At 34.5% G+C, this 21099-nt stretch carries 13 protein-coding genes; 3 read left to right on the forward strand and 10 right to left on the reverse strand.

Going from position 1 to position 21099, the window contains the following annotated elements; translation table 11 throughout:
- Window positions 1-51: 51 nt before the first annotated feature.
- Window positions 52-810 carry a MurR/RpiR family transcriptional regulator gene (locus ACYSNW_RS05445; RefSeq protein WP_461743458.1) on the reverse strand — a complete coding sequence of 253 codons (759 nt, stop codon included), beginning with the start codon at window positions 808-810 and terminating at the stop codon, window positions 52-54.
- A gap of 39 nt (window positions 811-849) precedes the next feature.
- Between ACYSNW_RS05445 and ACYSNW_RS05450 the strand changes: the two genes are divergently transcribed.
- The 3 genes from ACYSNW_RS05450 to ACYSNW_RS05460 are packed head-to-tail and all read left to right on the forward strand — an operon-like array spanning window position 850 to window position 4500.
- On the forward strand, window positions 850-2532 hold the full coding sequence (locus ACYSNW_RS05450; protein WP_461743459.1) for a sugar phosphorylase: 1683 nt from the start codon (window positions 850-852) through the stop codon (window positions 2530-2532).
- A complete protein-coding gene (locus ACYSNW_RS05455; protein WP_461743460.1) occupies window positions 2529-3659 on the forward strand; it encodes a glycerate kinase family protein in 1131 nt (376 codons plus the stop codon). Before ACYSNW_RS05450 ends, ACYSNW_RS05455 begins: the two co-directional genes overlap by 4 nt.
- Window position 3660: 1 nt before the next feature.
- On the forward strand, window positions 3661-4500 hold the full coding sequence (locus tag ACYSNW_RS05460) for a Cof-type HAD-IIB family hydrolase (RefSeq protein WP_461743461.1): 840 nt from the start codon (window positions 3661-3663) through the stop codon (window positions 4498-4500).
- 147 nt (window positions 4501-4647) lie between these two features.
- Here the strand turns inward: ACYSNW_RS05460 and ACYSNW_RS05465 are convergent, their stop codons facing one another.
- From ACYSNW_RS05465 to ACYSNW_RS05505, 9 genes are all read right to left on the reverse strand, one after another.
- Window positions 4648-6726, reverse strand: coding sequence for an ABC transporter permease (locus tag ACYSNW_RS05465; RefSeq protein ID WP_461743462.1), 2079 nt, complete (start codon window positions 6724-6726; stop codon window positions 4648-4650).
- The gene (locus ACYSNW_RS05470) at window positions 6701-7471 is read right to left on the reverse strand and encodes an ABC transporter ATP-binding protein (RefSeq protein WP_461743463.1); all 771 of its coding nucleotides are present in this window, start codon (window positions 7469-7471) and stop codon (window positions 6701-6703) included. Before ACYSNW_RS05470 ends, ACYSNW_RS05465 begins: the two co-directional genes overlap by 26 nt.
- A gap of 256 nt (window positions 7472-7727) precedes the next feature.
- A complete protein-coding gene (locus ACYSNW_RS05475; protein ID WP_461743464.1) occupies window positions 7728-8522 on the reverse strand; it encodes an ATP-binding protein in 795 nt (264 codons plus the stop codon).
- 167 nt (window positions 8523-8689) lie between these two features.
- Entirely contained in the window at window positions 8690-9379 is a 690-nt protein-coding gene (locus tag ACYSNW_RS05480; RefSeq protein WP_461743466.1) for a response regulator transcription factor, read from the reverse strand.
- Between the two features lie 623 nt (window positions 9380-10002).
- Entirely contained in the window at window positions 10003-12168 is a 2166-nt protein-coding gene (locus ACYSNW_RS05485; protein ID WP_461743467.1) for a peptidase domain-containing ABC transporter, read from the reverse strand.
- Between the two features lie 11 nt (window positions 12169-12179).
- Window positions 12180-15293: a type 2 lanthipeptide synthetase LanM family protein gene (locus tag ACYSNW_RS05490; RefSeq protein ID WP_461743468.1), complete on the reverse strand. Its 3114-nt coding sequence runs from the start codon at window positions 15291-15293 to the stop codon at window positions 12180-12182.
- Between the two features lie 207 nt (window positions 15294-15500).
- Entirely contained in the window at window positions 15501-15674 is a 174-nt protein-coding gene (locus tag ACYSNW_RS05495) for a mersacidin family lantibiotic (RefSeq protein ID WP_461743469.1), read from the reverse strand.
- A gap of 126 nt (window positions 15675-15800) precedes the next feature.
- Complete coding sequence (locus tag ACYSNW_RS05500) at window positions 15801-18524, reverse strand: SpaA isopeptide-forming pilin-related protein (RefSeq protein ID WP_461743470.1); 2724 nt, start codon at window positions 18522-18524, stop codon at window positions 15801-15803.
- Between the two features lie 308 nt (window positions 18525-18832).
- Window positions 18833-21091 carry a VWA domain-containing protein gene (locus tag ACYSNW_RS05505; RefSeq protein ID WP_461743471.1) on the reverse strand — a complete coding sequence of 753 codons (2259 nt, stop codon included), beginning with the start codon at window positions 21089-21091 and terminating at the stop codon, window positions 18833-18835.
- Window positions 21092-21099 lie beyond the last annotated feature (8 nt).

Genomic DNA, 21099 nt, shown 5'->3' on the forward strand with positions numbered 1-21099 from the left:
GCTGATAATCACGATTCCTACTTGGTTTTAGAAGCTAAATAGATTGGACTCTTATACTTTGTTTTGGAAAGCAGTAGCATAATATTTTTTTAAATACTCTGTGAACAATGTATTGCCAATATAATGAAAACTTAAACGATCAGAAACATCAATACCATCAATCATTACTTTAGAAGTCATCCCATATAACTGGAAGTCAGTGATTTTACTCAGTCTATTTTGGGAAAACCCAGTAATACTAATTGTATTTGCACCTGAGACATGGGCAATATTAACCGGTTCAATTGTATTTTCAGTTTCTCCACTAATACTAAAGGCAAGTACCACATCGTCGGCAGTCAGTTTTCGAGCTGCATGTCGCATCATGTGTGGTTCCCAAAAAATATGGGAGTTTTTCCCAACGACTTGAAGATAATTATGGAGCTCTTCAGCGGGCAATCTTGAAAGCCCCACCCCTAAAACAAGGACTTGACGTGCTTCAAATATAGTTTGAATAATAGCTGTGATTGTCTGTTGATTCAGCAATTGTTTCGTTTTAACTAATTGATCATCTAAAGATGTAAAGTCTGAAAAACTTTCTCCTTCAATTGTAGTGATATATAGCGCTTCTTTAAAATCGGAATAGCCTAAGAAACCTAATTTTTTACACATTCTTGTAATTGTATTTGGTGCTGTATAAAATCTTTCAGCAGCTTCACGAATCGTAATTTGTTGAACACTTTGAGCATTTTCTAAGAAATAATCCAAAATTACTTCCTCATTCTTATTTAACAATTGCCGATTTCGTTTTAACAAACGATAAAAGTACAAAAAATCACCTCATTTACTTATAGAAAGGTTCGAAATCAAATGGAATTAATGAACAAAATCAATCAAAAGTTAGCAGAGATCTATATAGATGAAAAAGATCGATACAAAGCACATGATTTTTTCGCACATTTACTTACTAAGTATAGCAAAGATTCATTTAAGGAAACAAGTCAATTAAATCAAGAAAATATTTATCTGATTACCTATGGAGATAGTTTTTTTGAAAAAAACAAAGCCCCCCTAACAGTTCTCAACGAAGTTTATCAAGAGACATTGAAAGACACAATTACAGATATCCATCTCTTACCTATGTTTCCATACACTTCGGATGATGGATTTTCTGTTACCGATTATTTAGCCATTGACCCTAAACTTGGTACTTGGCAAGATATTGAAGTCTTAGCACAAGATAAGCGTTTAATGTTTGACTTTGTTGCAAATCATTTATCAAAATCTAGCTCTTGGTTCAAAAATTTTATGACTCGTCAATCTGAATTTTCACACGCATTTATCGAATACGATGAAAATTTTGATACAAAAAATGTGACTCGTCCAAGAACTAGCCCTCTATTTCATGAATATACAAATGAGCAAGGTGATACAAGAACGGTATGGTCTACTTTCAGTGAAGATCAAGTTGATGTGAATGTTAAAAATCCTCAAACTTTAAGTCGATTGACTGAAACATTATTGATTTACGCGCAGAAAGGAGCAACTTCAATTCGCTTAGACGCCATTGGCTTTTTATGGAAAGAGAGCGGGACAACATGCATGCATCTACCACAAACACATGCAATTATTCAATTATGGCGTATTTTATTGAATGAACTCGCTCCAAATGTTCAAATTATTACTGAAACAAATGTTCCTCATAAAGATAATATTAGTTATTTTGGATCAGGAGAAAACGAAGCAAATCAAGTCTATCAATTTCCACTCCCTCCACTAGTTTTGCACAGTTTTCTAACTGAAAATGCTGAAAAATTAACTACTTGGGCTGCGGGGATTGATCGTGTTTCTGATACAGCTACCTTCTTTAATTTTCTAGCTTCGCATGATGGAATTGGATTACGACCTACAGAGGGTATTTTAACGGATGCAGAAAGAGAAGCTTTAGTTGAACGCGTCAAAGAAAATGGCGGGAAAGTTTCTTATAAAAATAATCCTGATGGTAGTCAATCAGTTTATGAACTGAATATTAATTACAGTGACGCACTAAAAGATATTCATATTCCTGAAATAACTCCCAAAAAAATGATCGCTGCTCATCATATTTTACTTTCCGTAATTGGAGTTCCAGCTATCTACTACCATTCACTTTTTGGTTCTAAAAATGATTATGAAGGAGCTGAAAGCTCTGGAATAAACCGTCGAATCAATCGTGAAAAATTGGAGAAAAATCGATTACTGACTGAACTTGATCAAAATTCTTATCGAAAAGAAATTTATTCTGGAATTTCTCAACTGATCCGTTTAAGAAAAAAAGAAGCTGCTTTTAGTCCTTATGCCAAACAAGAAATTATTTCAGCCGCACCAGAAATATTTGCTATACGAAGAGGCTCTGGAAACAATCAAATCGATTCCTATACTAATGTTAGTAACCAATTGATTAAAGTTGAAAATGTTTATGGAACTGATCTTATCTCTGAATCAAAAATAGAGGGAACACTACAGTTAAAACCCTATGCTACTTTTTGGATCAAAAAGGATGTTCATTTATGAAAATTTTAGTAGCAATCGACTCATTTAAAGGTAGCGCAACATCTAAAGAGTTAAATGAAGCACTGATCGATGGTTTAACCGATCCCCGAATCACTAAAAAGATTAGTATTCCAATAGCTGATGGTGGTGAAGGAACCATTCAAGCGATCCAAGTAGCTTTAGGAGGAGCCATTCATGCCAAAACAGTACCTGATCTAACAGGCAAACAAATTCAGGTTGAATACTTAGTAACCATGATTGATCAACAAAAAACTGCAATCATTGAATCTGCCTCTATTATAGGTATCGATAAAATAACACCCAACGAAAAAACAATCCTTGAATGTTCGACATTTGGTTTAGGTCTATTGATCAAAAAGATTATTGCTCAAGATAAACTAACCAATTTCTATGTAACACTTGGCGGTTCAGGTACCTCTGACGGTGGTTTAGGTTTGCTAGCTGGTTTGGGTGGAGAATTAAATTATTCGAAGAAAATCAACCCTCTTTACTCTGCTAAAACGATTGATTTAATGACACTTCAAAAACATTGGCAACAGTTAGGAATAAAAATAACTGCACTCGCAGATGTTACCAATCCTTATGTTGGAGCAAATGGTTTTGCAAAAATATTTGGTCCTCAAAAAGGCGGGAGCGAGCAACAAATTACCGAAATGGATGAGTTAGCACAAAAAATAAGCTTAGAACTGAATAAATATAGCTCTGTAGATATTCGACAAGCTTCTGGCGCTGGAGCAGCTGGTGGTCTCGGTGGAGCTATCTTAGCTTTAGGTGGTACAATCAAACCTGGATTCCAAACTATTAGCAAGTTCTTAGCACTAGAAGAAAAAATTGCAAAAGTAGATTTAGTCATTACTGGCGAAGGTCGCTTAGATAATCAAACTGAAAATGGAAAAGTTCCTTATGGCGTAGCTAGTATTGCCCATAAATACAGTATTCCTACGATTGCTTTATGTGGTTCAAGAAGTACAGATATCGGTGAAATGACACACTTACTAGCTGGTGCATTTTCGATTCAATTAGGTCCAATTTCTTTAAAAGAGGCCCTAGAGAAATCAGTAACCTTAGATCAACTAAAAGTTACAGGCGCTTCATTGGTTCATCTCTTTTTAGAAGGGAGTAAATAAGATGATAAAAGCTATTGTTGTTGATATGGATGGAACTTTTTTAGATGATAATAAAGAGTATGATACTGATAGGTTTTTAGCTCAGTATCAACAATTAAAACATTTAGGCATCAAATTTGTGGTGGCCTCTGGCAATCAGTTACAGCGTTTAATTGCTTATTTTCCAGATATTCACTCTGAACTTACTTTTATTGCAGAGAATGGAGCGAAAATAAGTTCACAAAACAAGATAATTTATGAGAACCCCATTCCGTCAAATTTGATACAGCCTATTTTTGACTTGCTTAAAACAAATTCAAGTTTCAAAGATTTTCGCTTAGTTCTATCTGGAAAACAAGCGGCGTATATCAAAAAAAACGCACCCACTAACTATCGAAAAAAAGCAGCTTACTTTTATCGAAATCTTCAAGAGATTAACGATTATGATCAATTAGATGATACAATTTATAAATTTGCCTTTAATTTCCCAACGGATCAAGTAGCGAATTGCGAAAAACTTTTAAATAGCGTATTTAAAGGAAAATTGAAAGCAATAACTTCTGGTCATGAGGCAATCGATTTAGTTGCTGATAACACAGGCAAAGAATTTGGATTAGAAATTTTAGAAAAGGAATGGCATCTCTCAACAGAAAATTTTGCCGCTTTTGGTGATAATCTCAATGATTTAGGCATGATCACCAGAGTTGGATATGGTTGCGTCGTATCAAATGGACAAGACTCATTAAAACTAGTGGCTAACAAGGTAATTGGCACAAATAATCACCATGCCGTTTTAGATGAATTAGACCAAATAATCTTAAAAGAAAAAATTAATCACTACCAGTCTGTTAATAGAGAGTGAGACAAAAAGCTATTAAAATCAGATACACGATGGAATAAAAACAGCTGCTACTAATTCAAAAATCAAATAAATTTTTTTTATGATAAAAACTGTGTAAATTACTCTTTCTAGAGCAATTACACAGTTTTTCAGCTAATATCTACTTTTTTAAATGTCAATTTTTTGTTGTTCTTCTGCTCGAAGATCTAAATGTATAAGATACCGCCAACGAGATAGTAAAAATAGTAGGAAAAAGACAGCAAGGTAGCTTCCGTTGATTATCCAAAAGTAATTCCATAAATCCATTTGAGCAATCGCAATAATACCCCAAAATGCAACAGCACAATGAGAAAAAGCGACAAACATCGGCGCAAAATACATCATAAGCATTTGTCTAGTAATCATTTGATGGCGTTGTTTGGGTTGAAAACCTAATTGATATAAACTTCGATGATAACGTCCTTCTTTATCTAACTCTCCAAACAAACGGAAGTAAATAATCGATCCTGCGAATAAAAAGAAGACCCCTCCCAATAAAACTCCGATAATCAGAATCATTCCATTCGCTTGCCGTTGTTCCATCCAAATTTGATATTTCGATGCATAATTGAAAAATTGAAGATTCGCTGCTGCTAGTTTTTTGTCTTGCTCTTCAATCGAATCACTTTCATTTATTATCTGATCCATTAAAGCTTGTTCTTTGTCCAGTTGCTCACTTAAAAAAGTTTCAATTTTTTGATTTAGTTCGGGGGTTTCTTGCCAGTTTTTAAAATCAATTATTTGATAAATCATTTGAAATTCAATATCTGGAACATTCATACTTTCCATAACCAAATTATCTTGCGCAATAAATAAGCGAGACAGTGGTGCTAATTTAAAATGCACTGGTACCTTTCGTGCATTTAGCTCTCTTGTTTTTTCATGTTCGAACTCGGCAATGATTGTTTCCTTTAATTTATCTGGTACTGCTTTTTTATTTTGATTGTATTCATTGATTGTCGTTGCAGGTTCTAAAAGCTCATCTTTGTCTGGATGTAATGGTTCTAAATTTAGTTTTTTAGCTAAACGATTATAATCACTTTCTTTCATTAAATAGACAAAATAATAGTTGTCAGTCATATCAGGATTGGAAGAATCCATTGCACATTTTAACGCATACGTAGCAACTGAATCATGAAATCCCTTTTGGCCAGCATCAGTGACAAACTTCCACACCTGATTTCCTAATTCTTCACTAGGTTGCTTTTTAGCTTCAGCTACATTACTGGAAATCACATACGCTGGCGTAATACTACTTCGACTGCCTGTTTCTGCACTTCCTAACGCGGTAGTCACACAAATTGCAACTAAAGCAACAGCAGCTGTACAAGCAATCAAAGCATACATTGTCGCATTTTCTTTAGCTTTATAAAGCCCATCAGAAACTGTTAACAAGTTTTTCCCACGCCAGTAAAAGGAACGTTTTTGGCACCAATGATAAAAATAAACAATTGCTTGATGAAAAAATAAAAAGGTTCCTAAAACCGTCAATAACACACAAAATACTAATAACAGTGGCGTTTGATTGCGGTAAACAAAATAAGCAAGTGAACTATAACCTAAAAATAAACATACGATGGCTAAAATTACTAATAATGGATGGATTTTGGGCAATGGTTGTGGTTGCAAATCGCTTTTTCCTAGCTGATTAAGATTTTTTGTCTGGATCTGTATAATCATCAGAAAGCTAACGATGAAAAACAAAATACTATAAACAATCAATGTCAGCACTATTCCCTTTGCAGGAAAATAAAAGGACAGTACTTTTTCTAGATGCAGTAGTTTACCGACAACAATCAACATCGCCTTAGAGAAAATCACTCCTAAGCCGATTCCTGTAACAGTAGCACAACAACCGATAACCATATTTTCTCCAAATAATAATTTTCGTAAATCTCTCGGCTTCATTCCTAGCATCAAATAAACACTCAATTCTGCTTTACGTGCTTTCACGTATGTCCAAAATGAATACCATAAAAAAATAAAGGACAGCAAAACAATCAACACTTGACTAGCAGTCATCCCGATTTCCGCAAACGAACTCACTGTTTCACTACTTCCACCTAAACCTCTTTTTAGTTGAGGATGAAAATTTAGCATAGCAAACATAAAAAAAATAAACACAGAAAAGACACTACTAAGAAAATAACTGAAATACTTGCGTGCTGAACGAGTCACATTATTAAAAATTAGTTTGGAAAAGTTCATGTGACCGCCCTCCCAAATGACTCAAAACAGTCAATATTTTTTGATAGAACAGCTCTCGACTATCGCCAAGATAGATTTCATTGAAGAAAGCGCCATCTTTAATAAACACGACTCGTGAACAAAAACTAGCAGAAAAAGCATCATGTGTAACCATTAACGTTGTCACTTGCCGCTCTTGGTTTAACATTGATAATAGTTCCATCACATCTGTTGCTGTTTTTGAATCTAAATTTCCTGTAGGTTCATCAGCTAAAACCAAACTAGGTTCATGAATCAACCCCCGACAAATAGCCACTCGTTGTGCCTCTCCCCCAGATAATTGATAAATTCGTTTATCACGTAAATGGGCGATTCCTAACTCGTTCATTAATTTTTCTGCTTCATTTAACATCACATTTTTTGCTTGGCGATCCAAAGTTAATGGTAAAATAATATTTTCTATCACTGTTAAAGGAGCTAATAAATTATAGTCTTGAAAAACAAAACCTAGTTTTTGACGACGAAAATCAGCTAGTTGATTTTTATTAAATTCATGAGGATTGGTTCCTTCAAGTAAAATGGTTCCTGAAGTCGGTTGGTCTAACGTGGCAATACAATTTAGCAAGGTCGTTTTTCCGCTTCCAGAAGGACCCATGATGGCCACAAATTCTCCCTTTGTAACTTTTAAATCAATTCCTTTCAAAACTTCGACAGTCATTTCGTTTTGATAATTTTTGATTAGCTGTTTAATCTCCAACAATACCATCTTTTCCCCTCCTCTTTTTTGTATCTTAAGTGTAGCAAGAAAGTTTATCCTCTCCTATTGCTCAATCTTTCACTTTTCTTACAGAGCTGTAAGAAATACAAAAAAGTGACAAACATAGCCTCTCTAAACCAAGTTGATTTTGAAAATAGTACATGACATAAACCAATGGTGTATAACTAACTACTTGTTTCTTTAAGTTAATTACTTTTGCAGCAATAAATTTAGCCCTCTTTCTTAAAACATTAATTTATCATCCTTAATTGGCTGGAAAAGATAGTATAACGGTCGTCCCTTTGGAGCGCTCTGAATGAATATCAATCGTTATCGCTAAACTTTGAACGACTTGCTCGACTAAATATAGCCCCATGCCAGTCGCTTCACCAAAACTGCGCCCATTTTCTCCTGTAAAAAAAGCTTGCTTGATTCGCGGTAAGTCTTCTGACGGAATGCCAATACCAAAATCGGTTATCGTTAACGTCGGAATTCCATTTTTACTTTCGCCTTCAATCAATACTGTTCCTTGAGGTGTTGAATACTTAACACTATTAATCACTAATTGCTCAATTACAAACATCAGCCACTTTTCATCAGAAATAACACAAATGTCTTCTTTCATCGTTACCTTGGGATAAACTTGATGATGAATAAAGTAATTTTTTTGAACATTAATCGTTGTCATAACAATTTCTGTAAGAGAAAGTTGCTTCAACTGAAAATCATTACCAATTCCATCTACTAAACGTGCCTCATTTAAAGCTAAATTTAGCCCATTTTTCAACCGCTGCGTCTCTTTTAGCACAGCAACTGGATCTAATTGATTATCTTGAGCCATTAGTTCTAAAACACTGATTGGTGTTTTCATTTGATGTGTCCATAGATTCATAAACGTGATTTGTTGCTCTTTAGCTTTAGTTTGAAAACGAAGCGCATTTTCTTGTTCTTTTAATATATGAGTAATTCGTGCTTGAATCATTTGACTTTCTAAGCTAGCATCTTTAGGAAAGATATCTTGTTTTTGATTGGATAAAAAAGCATAGAGCGATCGTTTCATATAATAATCTATTGCAAAATAGAGACAAAATAAAAAAATTCCTAAACCAAATAAATAACTTAATAACAGTCCATCAGCAGAATCAGCAACTCTTAACAATACAAATAAAAAAAGTAAAATCGAAAGACAAAACAGAAACTTTCCAATATGCGTTTTAAAGTATAATTTCAGGTTGCTTCACTCCAAACTAGTTGATATCCTTGATTACGAATCGTTTTAATCGAATACGAAAGTCCAATATCCGTCATTTTTTTTCGCAGTCGTGTCATATTGACAGACAACGTATTATCATCAACAAACTGTTGATCATCCCATAACTTCATTAGAAACTGCTCTCGCTTAACAATCGTAGGAGCTTGTTGAACTAATAATTCCATTAGTTCACCTTCTTTTTTCGTCAATAATTCTCGTTTGTCTTGATAACGAATCTCTAAACGTTCAGGAAAATACTGTAGTTCTTGATACGTTAAAATCCGTTCACCATTTACCGCATACGCTCCATAGGCACGTCTTAATTGACTTTTGATTTTAGCCATTAAAAGTTGATTATCGACCGGTTTGACTAAATAGTCATCTCCACCATACTCCATTGCCATCACTTGATCCATAGTATGATCACGAGCTGATAAAAAGATAATTGGACTATTAGAATTTTGTCGAATCTCTTTCGTCCAATAAAAACCATCAAAATAAGGTAAATTAATATCCATCAAAACTAAATCTGGCTGTATCTGCTTGAATTCAGATACTAAATCGTTAAAATCTTGGGCGATAATCACATCAAATCCATATTTTTCAATATAATTTTTTAGTAGCTTTGCGAGTGTATGGTCATCTTCTATTAAAAAGAGCTTCATCTTGCTTCACCTCTCTATTTGTATCAAATTTTAACAAAAGAAGACTCTCGATGCTATATTTTTTTCACTAAAAAGAAATTCACTTCCTGTAAAAACACCTCGTTAGACTATTTTGAATGAATTTTTCATTTAACGCAGATAACTAAATATGGATGCCTAAAAAATCAAGTTCCGATTTTTAGGCATCCATGCTTGTTATAGAAGTTGGGACAAAAGCAAAAAACACTTTTGTTTTATCTTTTAAAACCGAACAAACGGCATAAAACAATCAGAATCTCAGCAATTTCCTAACCATCATTCATTGCAAAGAACGCAATAACTGTTGGTTCGTCCAATTGCTCAATTCTAAGCGATCGTTTTATGACCTGATAAACGGTGGTGCAAAAGCAGCTCCTTCGGAAATAAGCCGAAATTTACCAAAAATTTGAAGAACACCAAGTCGGAATCATTCAACATCGAAAGGAAAACTTTCGTGTTTCTTGTCATTTTCGGAAATTCCTTCTTATTGCGATAAACCACGAAGAACGTAGTGATTCGATGATGCATCGTACCTACTTGGTTCTCGGAGCTAAACACTTTTGTCCCAACCTCCGTTTATTTTCATTTAGAAGACGATTGCTTAACTATTGAACCATCCGTAATTCTGGTTTAGTTTCAGTTGTTGGCTCAAAATAAATCGAGTGATAGAAACCTTCTAAAGCTAATAACTCTTCATGTGTTCCTTCTTCGACAATTTCCCCTTGATCCATCACCAAAATCCGATCAAAATGTTTCACTGTATTCAACCGATGGGCCACAACGATACAAGTAAAGTCATACGATTTTAAACGTTCCATAATAAAATTTTCTGAAATGTTATCGAGGGAGCTTGTCGGTTCATCCATTAAAAGTAAACTTGTTTCTTTGGCTAAGGCACGAGCGATTGAGACTCGTTGCATTTGACCACCAGATAAGTTCATCCCGCCTTCTGAAATCTGCGTATCCAAACCTAATGGTAAATTTGCGATAATTTCATCTACTCGAGAATCAAAAATAGCTTTTTCAAATGATTCTTCTGAAACTTCTTTTTGATTCATCACAATATTATCGTAAAGCGTTGCATTAAAAATCGTTGGTTTTTGATTCACTACACTGATACATTCTTTTAATGATTGATGGTTGATTTTTTTCACATCTAGAGAATTAAATTTGATTTGACCATCAGAGGTATCATATAAGCCAGCTAACAATTTCAGCAAGGTACTTTTACCAGAGCCACTTTTACCGACGATAGCAATTTTTTCTCCTGTTTTAATTTCGAAAGATGTATCATGTAAAATATCTTCTTCGAAATGACTGTATTTAAACGAAATATTTTCTACTTTGATTGAGTTGATCCACTTGATTTTCTTGCCTTTTTTCCCTACATAAGGGCTATCTTCTGCATCCAAAACTTCGTTTAATTTTCCAAAGTAAGAACGTAACAATAAAAAATCAGTATATGAATCAAATACGGTAACAATAGGTGTAATAAACGCACCAGATAATGCATTAAAACTAATCAATGCACCAATTGTCAATTGCCCTTGAGTGATCTGGAACAGTCCAACATAAATCAATAAAATCGGTAAAATAAATTGAATCGATGTTTGAATTGTTCTAAACCACGTAGAAAAGCGACTTTTTTGAGACCGGAAACGAATTTGCCGTTTAAATTCTTTTAACCATTTAGTATAAAATTGACGTTCCGAACCAGATGACTTAACGGTTTCCATCCCTTCAAAAAATTCAACCAAGATTCGCTGTACATTGGATTGTGCGATTAACTCTTTATCAGTGATGCTTTGCGCTTTTCTAGAATTAATTACCGAAATCAAGCCCATTATGAAAGCACCAAAAACAGCAATCAAGGTTAGTTTTAGTGAAATTGTGACCATTAAAATCAGATAAACAAAGACGAAGAGAAAATCAATTGAAATCGTCAGCATTCGTTGACTCATGATTTGTTGAATAATCACACTTAAATTTGAGCGAAAAATCAAATCTCCCGTTGAACGATTGACAAAAAATCTGAGTGGTAAGTGAATGATTTTAGTCATAAACGACTTCATTAACGTTAAATCAAATAGATTTTCTAATACAATCAAAACCAATCCTCTTGAAACTTGCAATAAATAATAGGAAATAAATAGAATCGCAATCGTTGATCCGATTTGTACCACATTGGTCACTGCAACACCAGATTGATCAATAATTCGCTGGGTCAAGCGTGGTACTGCAATCGTCACTAATTGAATTCCTAAGGTTAATGCGATAAAAATACCCACTCTCAACCGCTGATTCTGTAAGATTGTTTTCAAAATTTGACCCGTTGCATTTTTTTTATTCACATTTTGCACCTGGATATCATCAGCAGCTGACACAATCAATGCAATATCAGAAAAGCTCTCTTTAAACTCTTCCAATTGAATTTTTTTTCTGCCAATTGCTGGATCTAAAATAATTACTTCATTCTCTGTCATTTCTTCTAAAACGACATAATGTCGTTCTTCCCAAAAACAGATAACGGGCGCTGTTTGATTTTCTAAAATCTCAAAATCCAATACCCGAATAGCAGTTGTTTCAATCCCATGATCCAGTAAAATTTGATTCAAATTCGTTAACGTATTACCACCTTTTGGCACTCCATAAATATCTCGTAAGTGACTAAGTGTCGTTCTAGCCTGATAGTAATTCAACACCATTGTTGCACAAGCAAGACCACATTCACTATGTTCACTCTGTTCTGTAAATGGCACTTTTTTTGTCACGATGATCGCTCCTATCTTTGTGGTAAATCCAACATCAGCACATTTCCAACGCGATCTGACGCGGAGATTCGTAATAATTGATGACCAATCCCCGCAAGCCCTGTAAATAAACCGTACTTCGGAATAGTTGGTAACCCTTCAAACGTATAGTATTCGTCATCAATTTTTTGTTTTACTTGGCTCAATTTTTGTTGAATTTGTTCCTTTTGTTCTTCCGAAGCTAATTCGGATTGCGCAAAACTTAATAAAAATTCTAAATCGCCAAAATTACCATGACACAAGCAGTCATCTCTTTTATCCTGTTTAATCAAGCGATCTGCTGCACAGATAATTTCTTCTGCTAATTGAGGATCCTCGAACCCACTAGTAAATAAATCTAAATAAGCTAATCCAATTCCCGTAGAGCCGTAACACCATAAATCAATGGTCATTGGCGGTGTCATTCGAAAATCTAACCAACCTTTTTGCTCTGAATCAAACGTCGCTCTTTCAGCAATCAGACACGCATCAATCAATTGCTCTATCCTATGATCTTTCTCAAACTTCAACACACTATTAGCACTATGGATAACACCTGAATAACCGTGTGCAAATCCGCCTTGCGTAATTTTAGTTAAATCAAGATCTAAAAGTAACTGATGAGCAAATAGTAAATAACGCTGATTTTGAGTCAATTGGTATAGATGCGTAAATACTTTAACAATTGAGGCTGTTCCGCCATTCCAATCATAGTTTTCAATGGTTGCTTTGTCGTATCGTTCGATATACTGCTCGGCAATTCGGACTGCTTCATCCAATAAAATCGCTTCACCCGTATAACAATAGGTGTAGAGTAATGGATATACAGCAGAAAAAGAACCAAAAAAGGCGGAGGTGCTATCGACATATTCTCCTTGTAATTCTAAAACAAACGCTTCCGCCAATTTATACGGTTCCCTAAATCTTGGTTCTCCAGTCGTATGATACATTTCACTAAAATAAAGATACATGCCAGTAAGGCCATCATAAAGATTTTCATTCATCACATTAACAACATAATTATCAGGAGACGTTTCCTCAATATTTTTCCAAGTGATTGAATCCGTTCCTACGAATGCGGCATTTGAAATCGTTTCTCCTATTGCTATTGCCCCCGCTAGAAAATCATCCTGATAAGCAGTTGTCGTTAAAGTCACTCTTTTTTGTTGTAAATCACTCGCATGATATAAGCCAAAAGAAGTTTTTAAATAATCGAGTTGTTCAGCTTCTTCTGCTTTTGAATAATTTTTTATACGCGCTACTTCAAGATCGATTGCTTTTGTCTGATACATGTCTTTAATCGTTTCACCCTGACTGGCAACCAAATCGGTCGTCGCCACTGGATTAAAGAAAATGGGAATATCATGCTGCAACATATCTCTCATTTCATAAGGAACTGGATTAGAATTAGCGTATTCATGCATCCAAAGATTTTCAAATAGCTTCTCGCGTTCAATATAATCGATCATACAGCTAGGATGAGTAGAGTAATCCAGCAAATCGCCATAATGCTGGGTCGCTTTAATTACATGACGAACCATACAATCTGAAAAAATCGATTTTGCCAAAATAGCTAAAATTTCTCTATTTTGAATCGCAAACGCTGAAAACTTTTTAAAGCCTTTGATGATAGTATTGATATAAGGAACAAAATCTACTTTTTCACCATTAAATAACGGAATATTTTCTGCTGCATCTGTCGTATGCTCTTGATAAGTGAATTGCATATTTACTGAATCATAATTAGTCAGTTTCAATACCTTGTACGGTAATTTTTGTTCTCCTCCACTCAGCGCACTTAATTGCACGCCATTTGCAGCTCCTTCCACATCCGTTTCTACTCGCTCTTCAAAGACATAGGACGGGACAAGTCCACTCATCACAACTGAACTGCCGTTTTCTTGTAGCGCTTTAGCGAATGCATGATCTTCATCCGGCATTGGGAAATGATTTTGAATAATCGTTTCTAAATCAATCAATACTGGATATTTCCCACAAGCCAGCACATTTTCTAAATGAAAATCATTGCCATTCAATAAATAAACCAACCCAATGATTTGACCAAATTGCTCATAGTAATGACTGACTTCTTCTTCCGTGAGACATTCTGAATAAATCAAGCGTTCTTCAAACGAGTATTTTTCTTTGACGATTTTAGTTGTTAAATAAAAATCTAATGTCTTATCTATTTTTTTTATTTCCCGAATAAACGTGTCAAATCGCTCACTAATCAGCAAATTTTTAGGCTTATAAACGATTTCTTGATTATCATTAAAGGTTAAAATAGCTACTGATTTACCACGATCATGTGAATCACCTGCGCCCATTTTAATCTTCGTTAAGTGAATCGGTAAACTTACTTGTAAAATTTGCTGCAAATCACGTTCACTTTCAGCAATCGCTTGAAGTAATTCTCGAAAATTCGTTGTTTGAAATTCAATTGTCTCAGCCAATAACCTTGTTAAAACGGGATACGTAGTATAAAAAAGTATTAGTTTTTCTTTTGTATCAAATCGTTCTGCAAGATACTGGTGAAATCCTTCTTTTTCATCTAGAACTTCTGAAAAAACCATTTTTTCTTTTTCAACATGTAAATCATAGACAAAAGTTCTCAGCCCAATATCTATAAAACGGTTAACACATTCACCTAGATATTCTTGTACAGCATGAGAGTGAACTGTAAGTGCGGGAAACTCAGAAATGATTTCGATTAATTGTTCTTCTAAATAATTAATATGTAAACGCAACGCATAAGTGAAGTTGGCTTTTTCTTGCTCTAAAGAATTCTCAAAAGATTGGTCTTCACTAGTAAGAATCGCTTGTGTTATTTCCATCCATTTTTCAGACTGAATCTGTTCGAAAATATATTCTTCTTCTTCTTGCGTCAACTCTTTGATTGCCATATCGAAAGCTGATTTGGTCAATTTCAAAGAGTTCAAATACTCATCAAAACGCTCATCAGTGACCGTTGTTGGTCGTTGACGCCACTTCGTATAGTTTTCTAGTTGAGCATTTACATCTTGAATATTTTTACTCAAATAATAACCAGTCAACAACTCATAACGTTGTCGAATGGACGTCCCTTTAGCTAAATTCGTTATACTCATACCAACCCTCTTTTACTTCATTTTATGTAAATACAGTTTTTGTTTACATGAATAATAAACAGTTACTGACTGATTTAAGCTTTCTATCTACGGCCATAGAAGTACCTTTTTTCTTCGATAGCCAATGGTTCATTTTTCCTATTAAAAATAAGTGCCAGACAAGTGGCTTAGGTTCAGCAACTTGTCCAGCAACTTAATTCTTATAAATTACCACCAACAGCTACATCTTGAAGAGTAGCAATTGTAACTACATCTTGAAGAGTAGTAGTTCCATGATGGAGCGCAACAACTTTTGCGGCAACTTCCTTGTACTTTATTCATTTCTTCTGTTGTTAATTCTTCAAAAGATTTTCCAACTTTTTTTTCAGCTTGTTTGTTCATTCTTCTTCCTCCTAATTTTTTTTGTAAAACGCGCGCACGGATTACTATCTATTTAAAATAAATCGTAAAACGACTTATCCTAAAACAAATTTGATTATAGCTAACTTCTAATACTTTTGGTCTTTGTTAAATCTCTAAGTGAATAATTGTTAATTTACCTTCTTCAACTTTAAACGTTTGAGCTTGTTCATCTAAAAAGCTTATTGTTGGAACTAACTTATATTCACCAACAGGTAAAGCTACACTTGCTTGACCAAACTCATTCGTTTTGATAGTATCGATTACTTTATCATTTTCACTAGATACAATTTGATATTCGATATTTGCTAACGATGTTTCTGAGTTACTGCTTGAAAGATAAATATTTAATAGACCACTTCTGGGTTTAATTTCATTATAAAAAATCGCCTCTGTGGTTTTACCTACTTCAATTGTTTTGGTTTGAGGAGTCGAATCTTTTATAAACCCTGTTGGTGCTTCCGTTTCAGTGATTGTTACTTCGCCTGCAGGTAATCCAGAAAAGTGGATATTCCCCTCATTATCGGTTGTTCCTGTATAAGTTTTTCCTGCGGAATCAATTACTTCAAATTTAGCATCTGGTACAGGAATTGTTGTTTCAAATCCAGCTCTATCTCTCACATACTTTTTAACTAATAAGTCACCTGTTGTAATTTTTTCAACATTTGGATGTCTAACTTCGACAATTTTGCCAGCTTCAACTATTACTTCATAAATAGTGATATCTTCTTGATAGCCTGGCGGAGCTTTAACTTCAAGAACTAAATATTTACCTGCTTCTAAATCTGAAACGAGCGCTTCACCCTGCTCATTTGTCGTATATGATCCTACAATTTTATTATCTTTATCATAGATTTCGAATACAGCATCTTTCAGATAGACTTCAGGATTAGAACCTTTGACAAATTTGATGATTTTGATTCCACCAGTAACTGGTGCTGTTTTTTTGTTAACTACTTCAATTTTAACTACTTGGTTTGTTTTAGAAATAGTAACTGTTCTAGGTGTTGGATCTAGTTCATAGCCTTCTGGTGCTTTCGTTTCTACTAATCTATAGGTGCCATATGGTAAATTACCTAGTGAACCACCCCCATTCACACCTGTGATGATTGTTCCAACTACTTTGTCTTCTGAATCCAAAACATTAAATTCAGCGCCAGCCAATAGTTGTCCCACTTCATCTTTTTTAATAACTTCAATGCTTCCTTTTTCAACTTTCTTTTTATTCAAAATAGTTAGTGTAGCTATCCCACTTGGTGAGTTTTTAGATAAAGTAATATATTTTGGTGTCGCATCTAATTCGTACCCTTCTGGTGCTTTTGCCTCAATTACTTTATATGTTCCATATGGTAAATTTGTTAATTCAGCAACGCCATTTTTATCCGTTGTAATTTTCTCTACTAATTGATTGTTCGAATCAATTACAATAAACTCGGCTCCTGCTAATAATTGGTTTGCCTCATCTTTTTTAACTACTTTGATTTTCCCTGTTGGTGTCTTCTTATTGCAAATCGTGATACATGCGATACCATTTGAATATTTTGATAAAGTAACATATTTGGGCGTAGCATCTAATTCATAGCCTTCTGGCGCTTTCGTTTCTACTAATTTATACGTACCGTATGGTAAGTTAGCCAATTCAGCCACACCATTTTTATCTGTTGTAATCTTACCAACTAATTTATTATTTGAATCAAAGACATCAAATTCGGCTCCTGCTAATACATTTTTACCGCATTCGTCTCGTTTCACTACTCTAATTTTTCCTGTTGGTGTTTTCTTATTGCAAATCGTAATGCAAGCTACGCCATTTGACCATTGCGATAATGTGACATATTTTGGTGTAGCATCTAATTCATAGCCTTCTGGTGCTTTGGTTTCTACTAATTTATACGTACCATAAGGTAAATTAGCTAATTCAGCCACACCGTTTTTATCCGTCGTAATTTTACCAACTAATTGATTTTTAGAATTAAAGATATCGAACTCGGCTCCAGCTAGTACATTTTTACCACATTCGTCTCTCTTAACAACTTTGATTTTTCCTGTACATACCTTTTTCTTGTTACAAATTGTTATACTAGCTACTCCACAAGGTGATGAAGCTGATAAAGTGACATATTTAGGTGTAGTGTCTAATTCATAGCCTTCTGGTGCTTTTGCTTCTACTAATTTATATGTACCATAAGGTAGATTACCTAGGGTTGCTGTTCCATTTCCACTTGTAGTAATTTTTCCAATAAATTGATCGTTTGAATTATACACATCAAAAACAGCTCCATTTAAAACTTGTCTGTTTTCATTGATTTTGGTAACTTTTATACACCCTTTTTTCACTGGCAGAGGAACATTACATTTTGACAAACAAACCATTTTGCCTGCACAGACACTAAATCTCAGTAAACTACTGTCTAATTGATAACCATCTGGTGCTTTCGTTTCACGAATCGAATAATTTCCATTTGCTAACGTTCTTGTTTCAGCAATACCATTCGTATTGGTTTGAATCACTTGGACTGCCTGATTACGACTATTGTAAATCGTAAATTGTGCTCCAGCTAATCGTGCATTCGTCTTCGAATCATACTTGACAACTTGAACTCCTCCATAGGTTGGCGGTATATAACATCGCGCATTAAAACTAGAAGGCACTGTTTGATTGGCTGACCTACCAAAGATTGGATCATTTTGTGCTAATGGGTCGCTTGCCGTATTTGTCGACCATGTACTTGTTAAAGATGTCGCTTCTGCTTGCTCGGTTCCAAAGGTTACAACGCCTATAAAAAATAGAATTGGCAATAAAAGTAACCTAACTACATTTCTCTTGTTCATTTAACTCCCCCTGAAAAACTTTTTATATTTTTAAATTAAATCCCATTTTTCTCAAAACATTACGATATAAAACAGGACCTTAATTTTAAAATCTCCATTCTCTTTTTTTAATCCATAATACAAGACCCATTCAGCCTATTTTTCCGCTTACCAACCTTTAACATTCCCTCAAGTTTGTTAAGTCTTGATAGCAACAACTACTTAGCATCAAGTAGTTGCCAATTGAATAAATAGTGGTGTAAAAGCAACTCCCTCGCAAATAAGCGATTTTATCTCAAATACAAGTATCCGTAAAGGAGGCGATGCTTCTAATTCCCAAATTGATTAATCTTATAACTCCAACTATAGGGCCTAGGTGATGTTTCTGAATCATTAAATTTAGGTTCGATAATCATAGTCAACCAATATTCATCTACTGTTTGATAATCTAGCAAAACCTTATTATTTGTTTTTAATCCTATGCTATTACTTGAAACATGCTCGGTTTTCAAATTATTAGCTGAGGTAGTTAAAATATAGCCATAAAAAGAGTAATATTCAGGAACAATATCTGTTAAATCGATATCCGTCAATTTCTTATCGACAACTATCTTATACGTTGTAAATAATGACTTCTCGATTTCGGCCGCTGTATCTTTCGTAGTACTGCCAGAAACTAAATTCATTTTTTGTAAATTATTATCTTTCAGCGCATAATAATACCCTTTTCTAGGAACAACTAACTCTTCACTTTTATTAATAACAGTTTGTCTGATATGCAATATGACATCTTTTTCTCTTCTGATTCTTTGATTGATTACATGAATTTTTTGGTCATCATAAGTTTTTTTTGTATCGTTATAAGAAAAAGTAAATTTCGAATTAGTACTCTCTACTTCTTGATTATTGATAGTAATCGTCGTTTTAAACTCTGGTTCAGCTGGTAAGATTTCAGTTATTGAATACTCTTTTGTAGCGTCCCAAGGATGAACTGTTTCTATGCTCTCTGTGGCCTGCAAGACAAATGTATCATCTTTAGTATACGCATCATCTCCAAATGAAAACTTAAATTTCTCCTCCGGTTCCTTGGTTTTGATTTCATTTCCTTTATCATCTAACACAGTCTTTTTAAGACTAACAATCGTTGGTTTAACCGTTGGAACCTTAAATTCATCGTGTTTTTTTTTCTCTTTAAATTCATTTTCTTTATCATAAGCGATATAATCAATCGTTGTTTTGCCATTGGTTGGCGCCAATCCTGTAGAACCATCCATTTGCGAAATAACATTATTGTTCGCATCCACTCGATAGGTCATTTCAGCATAAAAAACAGTTTCATTTGGATCATTAGAAACAGGTGTCGTTAATGAATCCAAATCCCAACTAATAGTTTCAACTCCAGCGGTAGTGGCTACTTCCGTATCGCCTTGAGTTGTTTTTATCTTACTCTGGTCTGTCAATTTGAATCCTTTTCCCATCGGATCTGTGATATCTGCTTTTTTCATCGCACCAATTATTTGTCCACCAATTCCAGATAATATATTATCTAAATCATCAGCTTTTGTATCAAAATAATTATCTGGCGAAGAAGCAATTTCTTTTAATGTTTGTTGACCAATCGCAGTATTTGCTTCAGCTTCCAAATCAATACCCACAGTATAAAAATCGGTAATTAGCAATTTAGATGTTGAACCAGTGACCATTTTAGCTTTACTAAAACCAGCTTCATCTATAGCAGCGTATGCATGATTCGCTAGTATCCGTTGATTGGGAGCTGGAGTAAACCATGAACTAGGAGCTTGTGTAGCATAATCACCTCCATGTCCAATTCTCTGACTATAATCATAAGATGCTGCTGGAATCCCTTTCCTTGTTGCATAGTATGTGAAACCATCCCCTGGATTGTAATCTTTTATTATATCCATACTATCTAATTGATTATATGGTGAACGGACATCATAGCTATACGTAGGGACTCCATCCGATAATAAGACAATATTACGATTGATTGCTATAGAATCGGTTAGTTGATCTGTCGCTTTACGAATAGCCCCTTGAGTAAATGTTCCTCCTGTTGCTGTTAATGACTCAATCTTATCAAGCAATAATTGACGGTGAGCAGAATCTACAAAAATCTCATTCCAACTCGCTCCATCATCAAATTTATACTCGGTTACTTCTCCAGCATATGTAACCAAAGAAATTCGATTGACATAATTATCTTTTAATACTTGATTCACGAAATTTTTAGCCGCTTCCTTCGCAATAGCTAATCGACTTTTCCCGTTATTAACCGTATCATTCATACTATCCGAAGTATCAATAATCAAAACAACATCTGTTGATGGTGGCGGGAAGTGATTTTTTCCTTCTACCCTGACTGTTACATCCCACTGATTAACCATATCGGCAACTGGTTTTGCTGTTTTAGTCAATCTTACTTCCCCAGGTTGTAAATCGGCTGCGTATGCCTGAGCGCTAAAGGAAAGCATGCCTCCAATCACTAGTAAAAGACAAGTTCCAAACAGGGTAAAGAGATACTTAAGTCTATTTATTCTGTTTACTTGTTTTTCTTGCTTTTTTTTCAATAGTTCCT

It is taken from the genome of Enterococcus sp. LJL99 (genome assembly GCF_054871725.1).

Excerpts from the sequence above, each read along its gene's own strand:
- ACYSNW_RS05470 (WP_461743463.1), bottom strand. The coding sequence starts at position 7,471 with ATGGTATTGTTGGAGATTAAACAGCTAATCAAAAATTATCAAAACGAA.
- ACYSNW_RS05465 (WP_461743462.1), bottom strand. The coding sequence starts at position 6,726 with ATGAACTTTTCCAAACTAATTTTTAATAATGTGACTCGTTCAGCACGC.
- ACYSNW_RS05495 (WP_461743469.1), bottom strand. The coding sequence starts at position 15,674 with ATGAACAAACAAGCTGAAAAAAAAGTTGGAAAATCTTTTGAAGAATTA.
- ACYSNW_RS05480 (WP_461743466.1), bottom strand. The coding sequence starts at position 9,379 with ATGAAGCTCTTTTTAATAGAAGATGACCATACACTCGCAAAGCTACTA.
- ACYSNW_RS05455 (WP_461743460.1), top strand. The coding sequence starts at position 2,529 with ATGAAAATTTTAGTAGCAATCGACTCATTTAAAGGTAGCGCAACATCT.
- ACYSNW_RS05460 (WP_461743461.1), top strand. The coding sequence starts at position 3,661 with ATGATAAAAGCTATTGTTGTTGATATGGATGGAACTTTTTTAGATGAT.
- ACYSNW_RS05490 (WP_461743468.1), bottom strand. The coding sequence starts at position 15,293 with ATGAGTATAACGAATTTAGCTAAAGGGACGTCCATTCGACAACGTTAT.
- ACYSNW_RS05500 (WP_461743470.1), bottom strand. The coding sequence starts at position 18,524 with ATGAACAAGAGAAATGTAGTTAGGTTACTTTTATTGCCAATTCTATTT.
- ACYSNW_RS05475 (WP_461743464.1), bottom strand. The coding sequence starts at position 8,522 with ATGAAACGATCGCTCTATGCTTTTTTATCCAATCAAAAACAAGATATC.
- ACYSNW_RS05450 (WP_461743459.1), top strand. The coding sequence starts at position 850 with ATGGAATTAATGAACAAAATCAATCAAAAGTTAGCAGAGATCTATATA.